Here is a 17,514-nt window from a genome sequence, read left to right on the forward strand (position 1 = left end):
CTTATCAGCTCAATGTAATTATTGTGTCTTCTTCCAGTTCATTCATAAGCTTCTGCTTCATCTCGGCAAGAAACTTATCAATATCCTGTTCTGTCTCTATCGAATATGTTCTAGCCCCTGCCACATTGCTGATGGATACATTCTTACGTCTCTTTGTCTTTACTTTCGTAGGTGCAGGTGTAGGATTAATCGGATCTTTACCAGGTACTACCGGTGTAACAGGTGGTTCCGGTGCAGGCTGATGTGCCCTCTCATATTCATCTATCTCATCCAGACACTTGATTTTTAAAGTATCACTTTCCAGCTTGATATTCTTAATTGCAGCAATATCACTGGATGTTCTGAGTTTCTCCCAGATTTCATCAAATCTCTGATTGATACGAGGACGGAGCACTTCCGCAAATGGCTTAGTATCCAATACCTCTTTCACTTTAAGGAAGTCGTCATGTACTAATGGATCCATGATAGCTGCTTCCTTTTCAAGCAATTCCATATGAAGCTCTTCAAATCTCTTATTTAATTCCGGTAATCTCTGGATCTTACTGAAAGGCTTGCTGTCCTTTACGATAGTCTCTATCTCTTCGACTACCTTTAACAGCTCCTGGTCACTTACATAAGTCTTGCTGTTTCCAAAATATGCAAGATTCTTTACTGCCTCTTCAAAAATCTTTTTCTGATCTCCCTTAAAGAAATCAAATACAGGTGCAGTATCTTCTGCATCATCAAGCAGGTCATCTCTCTTCTTATCTACTGTCTTGAAGAACTCTGTAGGCTCATTGATATCAAGGATTTCAGCAAGTCTCTTTCCAGCCTCTTCCATCAGTCGCTTGCAAGGATATTTTGGATTGATTCTGTACTCTACAAGGATGTCATCGTATACTTCGACTTTATCCTTTGCTCTGCTCTTGAAGCTGCTCATAATTTTGTCATCATCATCGCTGGATACAGTAAATCCGAAATAATCCTTCATAACTTCTTTTGCGGAGCGAATCTGACCATCCGTTGCTCTTTCTCTGATGTCTATCAGGAGTTTCTCTACATATTCACGCTTTGTAATATATCTGACCAATTCATCCGAATTCGTTGAAAGCAATGACATACTCTGGCTGTTAAGAGTAAGAGATACTCTTCCCAGCTTGAACAGCATTGCAACAAGCCACTGCACATCCTTTGGATCAAATCCATAAGGTGCTGCACCAAACTTATCCTGTAATGACTTGAGGGATGTCTTCATATGTCTGGCATTATTTAATCCAATTACCTGTACCACTTCCTCTAAAGCAAGCTTATTTGGTGTGGTGTCACTTGTGCCAAGGAAGCTCATCTGACCATCACTATGCTTAAAGATGGCACTGATATCTGAAAGCTCCGGTGCTGTCTCCATATAGGTAAGCTTATTGTATTTCATTGCTACAAGCTTACCAAGTGCTTCATTAATTCTTGTTGCTGGCTCCTTAGCTGAAATGGTTGCCTTATCGCCATTTACATAGATGTCTGCATTCTTTAATGCATCTTCAATAAAGATTCGGATTCTGTCCTTCTTCTCAATACGCTCATCCTCCTTTGCCCTGCGGATGCTGTCAAAGCTGCCTCTGGCTCCGGACGCATTTTTATTAAGGAATTTATATATCTTAATGGATTCTGTAATCTCATCAAGGAATGTGCTGTCATTTGGCAGCTTCACAATCACACTGCTTTCCTGCGCTGAGAGCAGACGAAGTGCAGAGTCTGCATAATCTCCGCCATAAGGTGTGATAACTGTCACTCCGATATCGTTAGACTGATTGCCCTTGAAGAATCGGTCATCCACCTTCTGGTTGAATGGGAATAAGTAACGGCTGCTATAACGGTATTTCTTCTCTGTATAGATTTCCTCAAAGATAACTGTAGAAGCCTCTCCGATGATTTCTCCCATCTCTACCGACTCATTATTGATAGCATTATTGATTTCCTGCTCTTCATTAGTCAGGAAGATGTATATTTCACCATTCTTCTGTACAAGCGTCTCTTTAATCAGCTTCTTTAATGATTCTTCAATCTTAGAACGGACTTCAATTCTGTCATCATCAATATTTGAAATCATAAGTGTAGTAAGGTTATCCACATTTGCCTTGATTTCCTTGACATATTTAATCATAAAGAGAACTTTCAAAAGCTCTACATCGAACTCATCCAGCTTACTGTTATTCTCTGCATCTGAGATTACCTGACTGTGCTGGTGGTCAATAAACTTATGTAACGGATCATAGAAGAAGCTAAACGGAACCAATACCCCATCCTCTTTATCCATTACTCTGATTGCTGACTCCTGGAACAGTGCAAGCATAGAACGTGACTGATCAGACAGATGCTTTCCACTTGCGCCATGTGTTCTGATGGCAGTAAGTACCTGTCCCAAAAGATTAAACTGATATGGTATGAACGGATAGCAGTCTGCAAAATCTGCCTTATCTGCATACAACTTCTTGTCTGCTGTATCCGCTGTAAACGTAATAAGATTCTTGATAATAGATTCTTTCTGCTCATAGAAAAGTCTGAGAGTCTGTGTTGCAGTTTCATTCTTTGCAAGCACACGCTTACGGATTACTTCATCAACATTGGATGCAGAAAGAGAAAGTCTTGTATCAAAACGTCCCTGAATCTTAGAGAAATCATTTCCCTTTGTCTTTGTAATAGAATCAATATCCTCCTGACTTGTTACGATAACCCATGCCTTACCTTTGCAGGCTGTTCCAAGGTCTTCCACGATTGTCTGGAGGTTGAGCATAAGCTGTGTATCATCTGCAATATACTGACCGATTTCATCCACTAAGAAGATAACGTGATGATTTGGACCTTTCTTTGCACAATATTCCTGCACAAGTGATACAAACTTCTCGATGCTAAGGTCATAGTTACCCTTTGCATTCTTGCACCAGTTACGGGCTGCCTCCTCACTCATGAAATCCATCTCAACTAATGTCTTTACTACTTTATCCTGAATAACTGCAAATGCCTGTCTCTTTTTCTCCCAAGGTGCTCCTGCATTTGCCTCAAACTTCTCTTTGAACTCTTCAAATCTGCCTTCGTTATCCAACTGACGTTCAAATTCTGCAAGATAAGGTATTGAACCACAATAACCCTGCATCTCATTGAACACCTTCATAAACACCTCTACGATAGCCTCCTTGCCGGAGCCTACCTTTGCAGAACCCTTTGAATCAATATTGAAAAGCATAACGTCTGACTCAATTGTTCCTGCCTTTGTCATCTCTGCAATAAGCATCGGATCTTCTATCTTCTTACCATCTGTAAAATACTCAATGGCTCTTTTACCTTCTACTGTGCTGTTTTTTAATAAATAAGATAGTATTTTTAAGAAGTGAGATTTACCACTTCCAAAGAATCCGGAAATCCAGACACCCATCTTATCTGTATACCCGTCTACCCCTTTTTCATAATTGTTGAAGAAATCCCTGAAATGCTTCAGAAGTTCCTTGGTCACTACATATTCATCTAATTCCTGATATACATTTTCTTCATCCGACTGACCTACTTTAATAACACCTTTGATGTCACGGTCAATCTGCTTTTCAAACATATTTTTAATCTGCATTGTATTTTCTCCTCTACACCAGACGGAATGCCCTGTAATAGTTGTGTGAATCCATCGTTCCAAATAATTTCAAATCCTGTCCGCTATACTCTCCCGGATAGAAAAGCACTACCGGCACACTGTCAAGTACCTGATGCAGGTTATTTAAGATGTTGTGGCTTGCTATTATCGGATGGCACTTGCCTACTCCGGTAAGAAATACCACACTGTCTGTCAAATCTTCCTGCAATATTCTTGATATGATTAGATTCAGCTCATTTGTCTCATCCAGTCCCAAAGTCTCTACAAGGCTGTCTGCCATTTCAAAAAATCCATTCTCTTTTTCCAAATCAAAGAATGCTTCCAGATACCCTTCCTCCTGCAATATCTCAATCATAAGATGAAACAGGTCAAACTCAACTATTCTGAAATCTTTATTTCCGTTGTTTATTCTATCCTTGAGGTATGCTATGTAATTTCTCACATACAGTTCCTCTCTTGGATCATAATCGAATATATAATATCCGACTTCATTTCCAAGTCCTTTATTCTCTCTAAACGACTTATCTGATATTTTGTCTTCTATCTGATTCAGTCTATCATCCAAACTTAACTTTGCCATGCTCAGACTCCTTTCACAGCTTTCAAGTATTCTCCCAGTCCATTTGCAGTCAGCAATTTCTCTGTACGATAGTCAATGTGAATTGGCTTGATTGTTCTTGGTTTTGCACTACTTTCAAGTAATCCCGCCTCAAACATCATTCTAGTAAAGCACTGTTTCAATTTCCGTACTGCTGTATCCGTCCATCCAGCCACCACATCACTCTGCAACGCTTTATCCGAAAAGAATACATTCAAATCTCTGTCTGTGATTTCCTTTTCTCCAAGTCTGAGCTTTTCATCATACACTTCATGAAGAAATTCAAAAAATAATCGGCTATCCATAAGAATTGCAATTAAGTTTAAAATCTTTGCTGTCTCCACATCACAAGCGGTAAAAGCCCGAAGCACTGCTTCCGGTAAAGCAGATACTCTACGATAAGTACCATTCAATACCTCATATGCACGATATTCTGCTTTTACTTGATAGATATTCTCTTCCCAGGCTATCTTGCGGATATCCGCCTTACTATATCCATCCAGGATGTATCCAGCGGTCTTTCTGGACTCCTGTAGCCAAAACAATTTTGATGTAAGTCCTGCACTATATACTAACTCTGCCATTTTGCACTCTCCAACAAGGTTTATTCTTCATCTTTCACAAACTCACAGATATCGCTAATATCGCAATCCAGATATGTAGCAATCTTGAGTAATACACTCATGGACACTTCTCCATCCTTACGCATCTTTGTAAGGGTATTCGGAGCAATATCTACAGCCTTTCTCAAATCGGCTTTACTCATCTTTTTGTCTACCAATAACTTCCATAATTTATTGTAACTTACTCTCATTCTCACACCTCGTGGTTTCTTCTATAGACATGTTATATTTGTCACAATTGAGTAAAAACTCGCTTTTTAAATTATAGTACAAAACGCTTATTCTTGCAATCAAAATAATCGCATCTTCTTGCGAGCTTTGATTATTTTCATTTAAAAGTCATTAGTTTTTGTGAGCGTAAAGTGAATTTTTAAATCGTAAAGTGAATTTTTAAATTCCAGTTTTTTTACCCTCAAAAACAGAAATCCGGAATTTACTCTTGCACATAGTTTTTGTTACAATCTCATATGGTTATCTGTCTGTTGGAAAGGATTACCATATGAGCGAACATAATCAAAAACATTTAACCCTGTCCAACAGGACTTATATAGAATAGGAACTGTTGCAAAAGAGTACTTTTTCTTCCATAGGTGAAGTCTTGCATAAAGATCCTTCTACTATTTCAAAGGAAGTAAAACGTTACTCTAAAACTGTTCCTGCTAAACACAGCTACAAATGCAATCTCTGTAAACATTACAAAGACTGTGATTTATTAAGTAGTGAACTTCATTGTCAAAGTTACCATAATCGCTACTGCTCCTTCTATTGCAAACGCTGTTATCGTCGTAACCCAACCAATGTATGTCCGTATTTCTTGCCTTACAAATGCGATAAAATTAACAAACCACCATATGTTTGTAATTACTGTGAGGATTACAAATCCTGTCCTCTGGACAAGAAAATATATGATGCTTCTTATGCCCAAAGGCAATACGAGAAAAATCTTTATAATTCCCGTAAAGGCATTAACATGACTCCGGAAGAATTGCAGGAACTCAACGATTTAATATCTCCCCTTATCTTGAAGGGACAGCCATTAAGTCATATCTTTGCAGTACATGCTGATGAGATTCCTGTATGCAGAAGAACACTCTACAACTATCTGGATCAGCGTGTGTTTCAGGCAAGAAACATTGATTTACCTCGCCGTGTCCGTTACAAAAAACGGAAGAAAAAGTCCGAACCAAGAAAGAACAAAAATCTTCAACAGGTATATCGTAACAAACGTACCTATGTGGATTTTGAGCGTTTTATGGAGGCTCATCCGGACCTTGATGTTGTTGAAATGGATACAGTCAAGGGTGGACGGGATAAAGGAAAATGCCTTCTCACACTACTCTTTAGAAGCTGTAGTTTTATGATTGTAATACTTATGCCGGACTGCACCCAAAGAAGCGTAATCAAAGCAATAAATGATCTTACCGAAGTTCTTGGCATCAGAACCTTTAAGAAGTATTTTCCGGTAATTCTGACGGACAATGGTTCTGAATTTAAAAATCCATGGGATATCGAAAAGACCGAATCCGGAACCCACAGAACCTATGTATTCTACTGTGACCCTTATGTTTCCAATCAAAAAGGACGTTTGGAAAAGAATCATGAATACATTCGCTATGTTATTCCCAAAGGTCGTAGCATGTATCGATACACACAAGATGACATCAATCTTATGACCAGCCATATCAACTCTACCGCAAGAGACAGCTTAAATGGCGCAACTCCTTTTGATTTGGCTGCCCTGCTTCTTGATGCAAAGATACCAGCTCTTGCAGGACAGGTTAGAATTCCAGCTGACGATGTCTGTCTGAAGCCTTCTCTTATTGAAGACAACGTTTCCAAAAGAAACAAAGCGTCTACGGAAGGTGGTGATATCAATGGCTAAAAAGTACAAAAAGAAGTATAAACGCCTGGAAGAACGCTACGAAATTCTCAATGAACACATGCTTGACATAACGGATGATAATGAGCGGTATCTCAACGAATTACGTTATCTTGAAGCCTTTATAGAATGGAGAAATCTTAATGAAGAATTCCTGTACTTTAAGAATAACGCATATGAAAAGTATGACGAAGATTTACCATTCTCAAGATTAACTTTATAAAACAAAAATACCGTCCAGCAAGTCGATATTTGTCTCCCCAGACAATTGACCCTTGCCAGCCGGTATAATCATAAAAGAAGCAGATAGATAACCACCGAGCGACCACGAAGCGCAAAATCCAACTTCATTTCTGACGTTAGACGGGTGGAATTTATTTTTTCTCAAACTGCTCCAGTCGTCTGTTTGCCATGCAAACAAACAGACTTCATAACACGAATTATAGCACTTTTCAGGGTACTTTTGTATAGGGTATCTTCAAAAAAGTTGCTCAAAACCGAAAATACGAGGTCAAGTCAGTTAGAACTGGAATTTAGTTTTTCATTTGACCTCGATGTGGTAAATAGTAACCCGAGAATCTTGCTTTTGAGTCCTTGCTTTTGAGTCCTTGCTTTTGAGTATATATCGGCGTCGTATAGTAACTAAATTGATAGTTAAAAGGCAGAGTGCTGATTATGCGCTCTGCCTCATAATTATGGCACTAACTAAATAAAATCAATTGCCATGGCATGCCTTTCAGACATATAAGATTCTATCAGTTTTCCAGTCATTTCTGCCTCATAGAACAACTGATCTGTTCCAAGCAAACTCAACAGTTTGTCATATATTGCCAACACAATTGTATACGCAACAGAATTATTAACCTCTGGAATTTTTTTTGCCCGTTCATTCATTCTTTCTATTGCCTCTTGTAGCGTTTCTTTGATTTCATTATCTTTATCCTTATTCATTAAAATAATCCTCATATCTGCTAATACACGGGCAAACATTCTTGTAATTTCTGCCTCTAAAGCTAATTGATTTCTGTTCGCATCAAGCCAATCTGAATATGTTTTATAGCCTTCACATTTAAGCTCATACGCGATCTTATTCTTCAACAAATTTTTGACTGAAAATTTTTTCTTCTCTAAAAATTTTTCCAATCCTTTATAGGTAACAAATATAACTTCTTCCTCTGTATTATCTAATTTTCTTATTTTTTCAATAATACAATATTCTTGTTGCATTACTACTCCTAGAATTCTATTAAATATGTCCTCTTTTAAACCATAACTTGATTGAAATATATGAAGCAGTTCATTAACTCCTATTGCTCCTTTATGTTCATAAATCTGTTTTAAGAAAGCCATTTCTATTTCATACAACAATTTTTCACTCATATCTCATTCTCCAATTAAAATATTTTCTAAGTACCTACACGATTTATCAATCGTCCAGATACAATTCCATTGCCTTATATGCATTTAATGTATTCGTATCAGCATCACTGAAGGTACTTGAATATGTCTGCAAACTGCCTGACGGATCTGTTGCACAGTTGGTAAGTGATATATACGAATCATACAAATCTGATACGGCTTCGTATGCGTCCTTGTATTCATCTGGTGGGTTCTTCAATTTTTTCATCAATGCATTGACTGTTTCCTGATTATCTTCAATACTGCTTATCTTACTGCTGAAACTCGAATCTGCGAATAGATTACCTAATGCTTCGTTAAAATCCGATACAAAGCTTCCTTCGGGTCTGGTGTAATTATCTGTATCATCATCCTTTTCCTCGTAAATCGCATTGCACCACACCTGTTTGATAAGATTTCCCGCTGATTCTGCTTCGCTTGCACCTGTTAACATTGTGTATGTCGCTAATTCAAGATTGCCGTAATATTCCTCTACCTGTTGTGCATATTCTTCTGCCGCTTTTTTCTTCTGATATTGTGTCACTCCAAATGCTGTTGCGCATCCGACCACAAGTAATGCAACCACAATTCCAATAATAATCTTTATCTTCTTAGTCACCTTTACCCCTGTCACCTCTACCTTTTGTGGCTTTTCATCTGTCTCCTGCCCTAGCGTATCATCAACCGGGCAACCACAATTCGGACACTCTGTCATTCCCTCTTCAAGTTCAGCACCGCATTCCATGCAATGCTTCTTCTCTTCCGGTATCAATATTGCACCGCAATGCACACACTTCTTTGCTTTTTCTGATACCTGTTCTCCACAATGTGGACATACTATCATTGCCATAAAATTATTCTCCCTTCTTACATGCCTGCTACCTTTTTCCTGCCTTCTCATGATATTCTGCAATACCATCTGCCCAGTCATCATCAAGTTCTATACTACAGGTTCTGCTTTTTGTAACGCCTCTCACTGCTCTGCCAACAGCCTCGTAATTTAGTGCTACTCCATCATGATCATTCTCATATGTTACTGACCTGTTTCTTTCAATACCAATTTTTTCAGCTTCTTTGCCTGCATCAATATTTGCTCCAAGGAATAAGAACTCCCAGCCACATTCTTTCTTTGCTTCAATCATTCGCTTAATGTCATTGTAATTAAACTCTGTACTGGAATTTTCTAATCCATCTGTAGTGATAACAAATAGTACCTTGCCCGCACGATGTTCCTCCTGTAAATGTTTCTGCACATTGTCAATTTTGTTAATTGCCTGTCCTACTGCATCAAGCAATGCTGTACATCCCCGGACATAATATTCTTTATCCGTCAACGGCTGAACTGCATCAATTGGAAAACGATCATGAATGATTTCCACTTCATCATCAAAGAGGATTGTAGTCACATTAACTTTTTCTCCTTCTTTTTTCTGCCTCTCTATCATCCCGTTAAATCCACCGATTGTGTCACTCTCCAGTCCACCCATTGAACCACTTCTGTCCAAAATAAAAACCAGCTCTGTTAATTCCGCATTCATGTGATTTACCTCCTTCGGTTTATTGTAATCACATTATATCTACGAAACTAACAGAGCTGGTCGCATGATAGGCGACAATTTCTTCACCTACTCAAAAATTGGCTGTCCATAAGCATCTAATATCTCATTAATTTCAAACATATCGTATATCTTATTCTGTAAGAAATAAGCTACGATAATATCTGTCTTTGAACTTCTTGAAAACGCAAAGCCTGCTGAATTTAGAAGATCCTTCGCTTCGTCAATAGATAGTTCTAATGCTATTGCAAACGCAAGCACAGTCTTCTTATTTGGCGTATAATTCACATCTTTTCTGATTTTTGAGAAATGTCTTCGATCCACATAAGCTTTATTATATGCTTCAGAATCAGTCATCCCTCTCTCATCAATTAAACGCAATAGTCTTTTGGAAAATGTCTCATCCATCTGCCCCATAAGGCTTTCTATATTACGGTTTGTTGCCAATGTCGAAGACATAGAGTCAGTTGCTTTCGTTTTCTGCATACTTTCAACATCAAACGATTCTACGGCACTTTCATCTATCTCAATATCTGTATCTTCTTCGGCATCGCATTTTTTTGTTGCTTTTTTCTTTCTAAATTCTGAGATTCTATCAAATATGGACTTCATTTCTTTATCCAGTTTAATATCATCCGGCTTGTCTATGTAATATTTATCTATATATTTTCCGACTGATTCATATAATTTCTGGTCTCTCATTTCCAACTCCTTTATCTATGCCATATTTTCTGCATCTTGTTCTCTTATCCTGTCTAATATTATATCAATACGGCTCCTTTTATCACCAAGCCTCTTCAACATTCCCTCGTCATGATACTTAATATAGCTTACCACATCATAGAACCTACTGGAAGGCAGTTTCTGCTTGTGATAACCTTCAAAGCACTTTTTATGTATTTTTAAAGCTTCATCCCTCCTTTGTCTGTAGTTCTCATGACGGAGTTTTGTCACCCTGTCATTCTGAATATATACAATCCACCCACTGAACGCTGTGCGGATAAACACCATATCTGAGGCAATATTGTAATCTAATCGGAATTTGTTGCAGATCATACTCATATTTTCATCTGTAAGCGGCAATTCTCTAAGATATTCTGCACGATTATTCTGCTTTACACCAGAGTTTACACCCCATTGCAATCTGTTCCATTCATCCTCACAACCACATATTTTACATACTCTGTTTCCCTGAAAAATCACATATTTGGCTGCTCTATTTGTAGCAAGAAAATGATTTCTATTAGCATATCTGCAGCTTCCAGTATGTATTATATGAGTTCTTGGACTCAGATAACATATCTCCTGGTTAGTCCACCTCGTGTATTCCTTATAGCATTTACAAAATAAGTGATACATATAATTTGCATCATGCTTTGAATAGTGAAGAAAGTTTTTCTGATATTCAATGCCCGCCTGTTTCAATGCACGCTCAAAACCAATTTGATTTACTCCATCACTTGCAATATGCATAAGAACTTCTTGAAATACAATAACTCTATGTCTCGGCATTGAATATCCATAAGTGTCCATCCCTCTTTTAAACAATTCATAAGTATCCTTTGTCCAAACCACTACATACTTATATTTTGGAAATGACATCTTAATTTTCCGCAATACTATTTCTTCACTATTTGCCTGCATGACAGATTTTAATGTAGAATGTGATAGTACTAATGTATCCGGATTATATTTTTCTTCTGAACTCAGTCGCATCGTTCCGGAAAATGATTTTTTCAAATTCATACTTTCATCAGTCGCTACCACACCAATCTGAATTGGCTCCCTGTCTTCTATCCCATTTGTTCCCGGTGTCTGATTCCATTCGATATCTACAAACAAATATTCAAATTTTTCCAGCTCATGTTTACCTGCCATACTTACCAATCCTCTTCAAATTCATCCATTGCGTCATCCACACCATCGGCATAATCACTATCCCTGTCATACCGATCATAATCATAATCGCCATCCATGTATATATCATCATAGCCATCATCATATGAGTTATATGTATTGCTTTTCTTTGAGCTACTTGTTCCAGTAGAACTTTTCTTTGTACTGCTGTACGATGATGCATTGCTTCCTGCTGTCGATTTATTGTTATGACTACTTGAAGAACTGCTGCTTGTTGATTTATTGGAATATGATGAACTGCTATGCGAAGAACTACTTCCAGTATAAGGCTTATGCAGATAACAATAACTGCTATTTGTTGCCTGCTTATTGTCACAGCCTGATTTAATGCACTTAGGCTCACTAGCTTCACTAATAGCACCAATAATGTAAAAAATACCTATTACCACCAAAAATACTGTTAATCCTTGTCCAAACGAATTCTTTTTCATATACGGCACCTGCTTTCATTCACCTGCATCTTCATTTATCAATCTTTCGCAATCATCAATTAATATCCTAATTGCTTCCAACTCCATCAGCTTAAATTTCACTTCAATATCCGCCAAAATAACTGTATTGAAATCATTATTTATTGCTTTCAAATTAGCCTGTAGTTTCTTTTCAGTTTGTTGTTTCATCTTGCACTCCTTTAGTCAAAATCATAATCATCCGGATCTAAGCCGGCATCCTCCAATGCCTCTCTTCTTTCATCTGCATCCATATATTCAAACTCTGTTGCATCTAGTCCTGCCAAGGATAACTCATCTTCCAGTTCATCCACCTCACTTGTTTCCGTATCTTCATGACCGAAAACTACATCATCCATTACAGAGTACTCATAAGCATTAAGTTTTCCATCTCCATCAAAGTCAAAATCCGAATCATATAATCTTCCATCTGTTCCTAACATATCCCTGTCCTCCTAATTATCGTAATGATTGAATCCACCAAACAAACCTCTGTCACTATGGCTTGTCTTATGTCCATTATTATCATATGTGTTGACACTTCCAAATAATCCAGGGCAGCTGTGTCCTACTTTGTGACCTCTATTATCGTAATGATTCATTGTACCAAATAATCCGGGACTGCTATGTCCTACTTTATGTCCATTAGCATCATAGTTGTTCATACTACCAAAGAATCCCGGTCTGCTCTCTCCAATTTTATTGCCATTTGCATCATAATGCTTCATTGTGCCAAATAATCCAGGGCGACTATATCCTTCTTTTTTCATATCAATCAGCTCCTTTCAAACAATTCTTACATGTTTTTAAGTTCTTTGTATTTACATTATACGCACACCATGTGTCCAATAAAAAGGACAACTATAAATTCAAACGATTCTTATTTCATGTGCTATCATAATTATAACAAGAACCATTTCTTATGTGTCGCATTTCAGGCGACAAAAAAGGACGCAGGTTTTCTCCCACGCCCTCAAAACTATCTGGCTTATCAATCGAAGCGTCCAAATGCAGCTCCATTGATACAAACAACTTTCTCACTGCCTTCATCGGAGCAAGTACTGCCTTTGTAATGGGATGTTTCTGCTCTTTCCGTGAGTAATCCACCTCTGGCTTGTCAGCAAAAGTACGGAATGCATTGGCTGCTGTCTGCCCGGCTTCACGAAATCCTTTTGCAAGAAGTGCTGTCTTTGATGCTAGAATATAAATAATACAAGCCAAAATGAGGAATTCCAAATACATATTAACATGGTACAATAAAGACATGCTGAAGGAGGATCTCATATGGCAATGCAACATGACAAACAATTTAAACTTGATGCAATGCGGTATTATCAAGATCATAAAGATCTCTGTGTACGTGGATGTGCAGAAAATCTTGGCATCGGATACAGCACACTAACAAAGTGGCTGAAAGACTTCCGTGAATCAGGTGATATTCCTGTTCGTGGTTCTGGTAATTACGCATCCGATGAACAGAAGGAAATCGCCCGTCTCAGACGTGAATTACGTGATACCCAAGATGCACTTGATGTATTAAAAAAAGCAATCAATATTCTGGGAAAATGACGGAAGCAATTTATCTCGAAGTGTCTGAGAAGACGGAAGCTGCCCAAAAGGCTGGACGCCGGGGTTCCGTCTCCAGAATGTTGAAATTTTTAGGTGTCTCACGTTCAGGATATCGTGCATGGCTCCAGCGCTTTAAAATTCACGATTACAAGCAGGCATACCGCTTGATTTTCGAATATCTGGAAGCTTTCTACAATACGAAACGAATTCATAGCCATTGCAACTATATGTCACCAAATAAATTCGAACGATTGTATGAAAGAACACACACTGAGGCTGAACTTCCGGTGGGTTAAAATGGGGAGAAATTTCTCATTTTAACTTGTACTAAATCTTGACATAGGACCATTTCCCTCAGAATCATATACAGACACACCTAGTTCCTGCATCTTCGCAGCCGCCTGATCGGTTGGGTTCTGCAAAGACAGGATAATGTTTCGAAGATGCGTACCACCCTCTGCACCCTTGATACCATTATTCGCAAGAATACCAAGTGCTGTGTTAAGTTCTGCCGTTCCACCTTTAATAGATTTAGCCGTAGCACCAATCGTAAGAATACCTTCTCCTAACTGTGCAACGGATGTATTGGTGGTAGAAGCCGTCTTTGCCATCTGGTCTACCATCGTATCAGCCTCGGCAGTTTCCATACCGAGTGCAGACATGGCATCCGTTACCATGTCCGATGCTGATGCAAGGTCAATGCCACCAGCCGCCGCCAAGTTAAGTACTGTAGGAAGTGTATCTGCCATTTCCTGTGTGCTGTAACCTGCAAGAGCAAGATAGTTTAAAGCCTCGGCACACTCCGTAGCGGAGAATGCTGTGGATGCACCCATTTCCTTTGCAAGGTTTGACAGGGCATCCATCGTATTAACACTCTGCCCATCAAGTGTAGACATGGAATCCTTTGTGATTCCCATTGTAGCCTGCACCTGACTCATGGAACTTTCAAAGTTCGCAGCCGTAGTGACCGATGCCGTTCCAAGTCCCGTCACAGCAGCTGTTACCGGGAGAAGTTTCTTTCCGGCATTGGAGATATTATCACCCGTGGTTTTTAAAGATTCTCCTGTGGCGGCAATCTTCTGTACTGCCGTAGCTGACTGATTCGCCTGTGTCTCCAGACTCCTTAGGTTCTGTTCCGTTTCCACGATTTCCCTTTGAAGAGCATCGTACTGCTCCTGTGAAATATCTCCATTCGCAAGTGCAGTATTCGCTTGTTCGGCTGCTGTCTTAAGTGTTCCCAACTTCTGTTTTGTTTCATCAACAGCCTGTGCCAGGAGTTTTTCCTTCTGTGCAAGAAGTTCCGTATTAGCCGGATCCATTTTCAATAATTTCTCGACATCCTTAAGAGCCGTCTGTGTGGATTTGATTTCTCCGTTCAGACCCTTAAGGGCAGTCTGCAATTTGGTGGTATCCCCACCAATCTCAACAGTAATACCCTGTATTCTACTTGCCATAGGTTTCCTCCTCTCTCCTAAATTTAGGCATAAAAAATGCCCGGATTTCTCCGAGCATGAAAAAAGCACTCACATTTCTGTAAGTGCTTTTCAAGGATATGTAATGATGTGATGTTACCCTCTTATCGCTTGGGGTGTGCGGAAAGGAGGCGATAAATATGAAAAACTTTATGATTCGACCGTTGAAATTGGTGGAGTAAAATTAAAGCTAACCTTTCCTTCTTGGTCGAGGTCAACATTGAATGCGTATCCCTTATCCATAGACTTTACACATAAATCGTATAATGCCCATATTCCTAAAGCAATGCATCCATACTTGCCACCTTTTTTTACAAGACCATATGCCTCTTTGCTAAAATTCATAGCTGTTGTTGTCTTAATAACATTATTCATCTTTCTTACCACCTTAATTTTTTATTTCACATCATGTACCTCCCTTTCCTTGATGTGTTAATTATATCATTTTCTATCCGTTTTTTATACCATAAAATAAGCATAATAACATACTCTATTTCTCCCTTTTTGCTACTTTAACAACACTAATTACTTAAAATCTATCAAAGTCTTCCTGTGTTGCCAATTCCTTATATCCTTTATAATCATCGTTCCCGTTCTCTGCGTACATATCGTTCACGAGACCAATCGTGAGAAGATCAAGGTCACGAATGCTTATACCACGCATGATATTCTCCTCTGTAAGCACATCGATAAGTCTGTGATCATACTCTTCCGGCACAAGATAACCGATCTGCATCCACACCTTCCTGAAGGACATTGGATACCTGTCTGAAGTTGGAACGGAGTGCTGTAAGCATTCCATCCTGTCATCTGTTTCTCTTTCTTCCTCCGGTCCACTCAGGTCTGCATCGGATTTTTTGCATTTATTAATAGCATCGATTGTTTCACAAAAAAGTCTTACCACTTCCCCATCTACCGTCAATAGCAATAGAAAGAACTCCCTCTTGGGCTAATATTAAATCACAAAAACGCACTAAATCTTTGTTTCGTTTCAATAACTCTTTATTCAAGGTATGTATCAAATTTTCTTCCGTAGGAATCAATTCAAAACTATTCAGGTCCATTCGCTCCTTTGTATTGTTCTTCCCATTTATGTGTAATATAAGATTGCCCCTGCTGTTCTATTGTTAATATTTGTTTTGGATACTGATACGTAAAACACCCCATAAGTAAAAAAGTCCCACCGGGTTGCGCATAAAATCAGAGGCATGGTGGGTTCTGTTAATATTACTGTACAGCATTCAATGTTACTGTCGCACGATATTGTGCCGCAGTATTTGCACTTTTAATATGCAATTCTAAAATAATCCAGGTATGCTTTATATCTATCTTGTGCTGTCAGGCAAGTGTCAGTCAGATACCCTTTTTCATTGTCCCATTCTTTCAATCCTCGATAATAAAACATTTTCAAATTATCCTCGATAATAAATGGAACAATATTGTATTTCAGGCATTCCTTGAACATAATCAAACGTCCCACACGACCATTTCCATCCTGAAATGGATGGATACGTTCAAACTTCACATGAAAATCCAGAATATCGTCAAAGGTCTTTTCTTCCTTGTTATTGTACTCTGACAGCAATTTCTTCATCCTGTCTGCAACTTCTTCCGGAAGTGCGGTTTCCATACCGCCGACTTCATTTGGCAGTTTCTTGTAATCACCGACAGCAAACCAATCCTTTCTGGAATCACTGGTTCCATTTTTCAGAATCAGATGCAGCTCCTTAATAAACTTTTCCGTCAATGCCAATTTTGCATGATCAATAATAATATCAATACACCGGAAATGGCTTGCTGTTTCAATCACATCATCTACATTAAGCACTTCTTTTTCTATACCAATGGTATTCGTCTCGAAGATATATCGGGTCTGATCGCGGGTCAGCCGACTGCCTTCCATATGGTTTGAATTATATGTTAAATCAATCTGTGTCTTATGATAAATGCCTCCAGCATATTTATTCGCCTTCTCATCCTGCAAAACATCCAGTAAGGTCGTTGGTTTTTCTTTCTTCTTGTTAGTGCGCTCCGGCTTTTCTGCATTTTCCGGAATATTCCATGTCTTTCCGGTAAGAAATGCTCCCGGCACACGACCATGGGCACAATAATTTCTTACACTACGTTCAGATACATCCCATTTTTTTGCCATTTCAGCAACTGAAAGATATCGCATCTGCCGCCCTCCTCCTTTCACACGATAAAAAGCATATTCTATGAGCCTTTTATTATCATGATTTCAAAAATCATATTTACTATATTACTATACCACATTATCGGCAACGAATCCATATTTTGTGCTCATTCTTCTGTCGTTTTTGCCGACGTAGAAACCTCTAAAAAAATACCAACCATCGAATTTGACGGTTGGTACTTATATTTTAGTTTTGGTCATCTGGATAAGTATTCAGACAAAATCCTGTTATGAATCCACCCC

The 17,514-nt window shown here is 38.6% G+C and carries 22 protein-coding genes; 4 read left to right on the plus strand and 18 right to left on the minus strand.

The window, feature by feature from the left end; genetic code table 11:
• Positions 1-4: 4 nt before the first annotated feature.
• The 4 genes from brxC to DWY07_RS01165 are packed head-to-tail and all read right to left on the minus strand — an operon-like array spanning position 5 to position 5,028.
• Positions 5-3,595, minus strand: coding sequence for a BREX system P-loop protein BrxC (gene brxC, locus DWY07_RS01150; protein ID WP_117821980.1), 3,591 nt, complete (start codon positions 3,593-3,595; stop codon positions 5-7).
• 13 nt (positions 3,596-3,608) lie between these two features.
• Positions 3,609-4,196, minus strand: a complete 588-nt coding sequence (locus DWY07_RS01155; RefSeq protein ID WP_117821981.1) for a DUF1788 domain-containing protein — start codon at positions 4,194-4,196, stop codon at positions 3,609-3,611.
• A gap of 2 nt (positions 4,197-4,198) precedes the next feature.
• The gene (locus tag DWY07_RS01160; RefSeq protein ID WP_117821982.1) at positions 4,199-4,798 is read right to left on the minus strand and encodes a DUF1819 family protein; all 600 of its coding nucleotides are present in this window, start codon (positions 4,796-4,798) and stop codon (positions 4,199-4,201) included.
• A 20-nt stretch (positions 4,799-4,818) separates the two neighbouring features.
• Positions 4,819-5,028: a helix-turn-helix transcriptional regulator gene (locus tag DWY07_RS01165; RefSeq protein WP_022262498.1), complete on the minus strand. Its 210-nt coding sequence runs from the start codon at positions 5,026-5,028 to the stop codon at positions 4,819-4,821.
• Between the two features lie 407 nt (positions 5,029-5,435).
• Here DWY07_RS01165 and DWY07_RS01170 point away from each other — a divergent pair, with 407 nt between their 5' ends.
• Entirely contained in the window at positions 5,436-6,719 is a 1,284-nt protein-coding gene (locus DWY07_RS01170) for an IS30 family transposase (RefSeq protein WP_242997285.1), read from the plus strand.
• Positions 6,712-6,939, plus strand: coding sequence for a hypothetical protein (locus tag DWY07_RS01175; protein WP_008399884.1), 228 nt, complete (start codon positions 6,712-6,714; stop codon positions 6,937-6,939). The genes DWY07_RS01170 and DWY07_RS01175 overlap by 8 nt, the downstream gene beginning before the upstream one ends.
• Positions 6,940-7,421: 482 nt before the next feature.
• On the opposite strand, the gene DWY07_RS01180 is transcribed toward DWY07_RS01175, so the two are convergent.
• From DWY07_RS01180 to DWY07_RS01220, 10 genes are all read right to left on the minus strand, one after another.
• Positions 7,422-8,096 carry a hypothetical protein gene (locus DWY07_RS01180; protein ID WP_117821983.1) on the minus strand — a complete coding sequence of 225 codons (675 nt, stop codon included), beginning with the start codon at positions 8,094-8,096 and terminating at the stop codon, positions 7,422-7,424.
• 46 nt (positions 8,097-8,142) lie between these two features.
• Entirely contained in the window at positions 8,143-8,964 is an 822-nt protein-coding gene (locus DWY07_RS01185; RefSeq protein ID WP_181983866.1) for a zinc ribbon domain-containing protein, read from the minus strand.
• 28 nt (positions 8,965-8,992) lie between these two features.
• Positions 8,993-9,652 (minus strand): vWA domain-containing protein, encoded by a 660-nt coding sequence (locus DWY07_RS01190; RefSeq protein WP_117821985.1) that lies wholly within the window; start codon positions 9,650-9,652, stop codon positions 8,993-8,995.
• Between the two features lie 87 nt (positions 9,653-9,739).
• A complete protein-coding gene (locus tag DWY07_RS01195; RefSeq protein ID WP_117821986.1) occupies positions 9,740-10,372 on the minus strand; it encodes a hypothetical protein in 633 nt (210 codons plus the stop codon).
• Positions 10,373-10,387: 15 nt separating this feature from the next.
• Positions 10,388-11,548: a hypothetical protein gene (locus tag DWY07_RS01200; protein WP_117821987.1), complete on the minus strand. Its 1,161-nt coding sequence runs from the start codon at positions 11,546-11,548 to the stop codon at positions 10,388-10,390.
• Between the two features lie 2 nt (positions 11,549-11,550).
• On the minus strand, positions 11,551-12,018 hold the full coding sequence (locus DWY07_RS01205) for a hypothetical protein (protein WP_242997286.1): 468 nt from the start codon (positions 12,016-12,018) through the stop codon (positions 11,551-11,553).
• A gap of 15 nt (positions 12,019-12,033) precedes the next feature.
• Entirely contained in the window at positions 12,034-12,207 is a 174-nt protein-coding gene (locus tag DWY07_RS13140) for a hypothetical protein (RefSeq protein ID WP_181983867.1), read from the minus strand.
• A gap of 11 nt (positions 12,208-12,218) precedes the next feature.
• Positions 12,219-12,479, minus strand: a complete 261-nt coding sequence (locus DWY07_RS01210; RefSeq protein ID WP_117821988.1) for a uroporphyrin-III methyltransferase — start codon at positions 12,477-12,479, stop codon at positions 12,219-12,221.
• Positions 12,480-12,491: 12 nt separating this feature from the next.
• Positions 12,492-12,806 (minus strand): hypothetical protein, encoded by a 315-nt coding sequence (locus DWY07_RS01215; RefSeq protein ID WP_242997287.1) that lies wholly within the window; start codon positions 12,804-12,806, stop codon positions 12,492-12,494.
• A 115-nt stretch (positions 12,807-12,921) separates the two neighbouring features.
• Positions 12,922-13,257 carry a DUF6674 family protein gene (locus tag DWY07_RS01220; RefSeq protein WP_347465054.1) on the minus strand — a complete coding sequence of 112 codons (336 nt, stop codon included), beginning with the start codon at positions 13,255-13,257 and terminating at the stop codon, positions 12,922-12,924.
• Positions 13,258-13,320: 63 nt separating this feature from the next.
• Between DWY07_RS01220 and DWY07_RS01225 the strand changes: the two genes are divergently transcribed.
• The gene (locus DWY07_RS01225) at positions 13,321-13,605 is read left to right on the plus strand and encodes a transposase (RefSeq protein ID WP_117821989.1); all 285 of its coding nucleotides are present in this window, start codon (positions 13,321-13,323) and stop codon (positions 13,603-13,605) included.
• Positions 13,602-13,901 (plus strand): IS3 family transposase, encoded by a 300-nt coding sequence (locus DWY07_RS13330; RefSeq protein WP_242997288.1) that lies wholly within the window; start codon positions 13,602-13,604, stop codon positions 13,899-13,901. The genes DWY07_RS01225 and DWY07_RS13330 overlap by 4 nt, the downstream gene beginning before the upstream one ends.
• Positions 13,902-13,922: 21 nt before the next feature.
• Here the strand turns inward: DWY07_RS13330 and DWY07_RS01235 are convergent, their stop codons facing one another.
• From DWY07_RS01235 to DWY07_RS01255, 4 genes are all read right to left on the minus strand, one after another.
• Complete coding sequence (locus DWY07_RS01235) at positions 13,923-15,059, minus strand: phage tail tape measure protein (RefSeq protein ID WP_347465056.1); 1,137 nt, start codon at positions 15,057-15,059, stop codon at positions 13,923-13,925.
• A 168-nt stretch (positions 15,060-15,227) separates the two neighbouring features.
• The gene (locus DWY07_RS01240) at positions 15,228-15,452 is read right to left on the minus strand and encodes a hypothetical protein (RefSeq protein ID WP_117821990.1); all 225 of its coding nucleotides are present in this window, start codon (positions 15,450-15,452) and stop codon (positions 15,228-15,230) included.
• 154 nt (positions 15,453-15,606) lie between these two features.
• Positions 15,607-16,005, minus strand: a complete 399-nt coding sequence (locus DWY07_RS13555) for a hypothetical protein (RefSeq protein ID WP_347465186.1) — start codon at positions 16,003-16,005, stop codon at positions 15,607-15,609.
• A gap of 357 nt (positions 16,006-16,362) precedes the next feature.
• Positions 16,363-17,253, minus strand: a complete 891-nt coding sequence (locus DWY07_RS01255) for a Fic family protein (protein ID WP_117821992.1) — start codon at positions 17,251-17,253, stop codon at positions 16,363-16,365.
• Positions 17,254-17,514 lie beyond the last annotated feature (261 nt).

This window comes from Clostridium sp. AF23-6LB, assembly GCF_003461085.1.
GTDB lineage: Bacteria > Bacillota > Clostridia > Lachnospirales > Lachnospiraceae > Coprococcus > Coprococcus ammoniilyticus.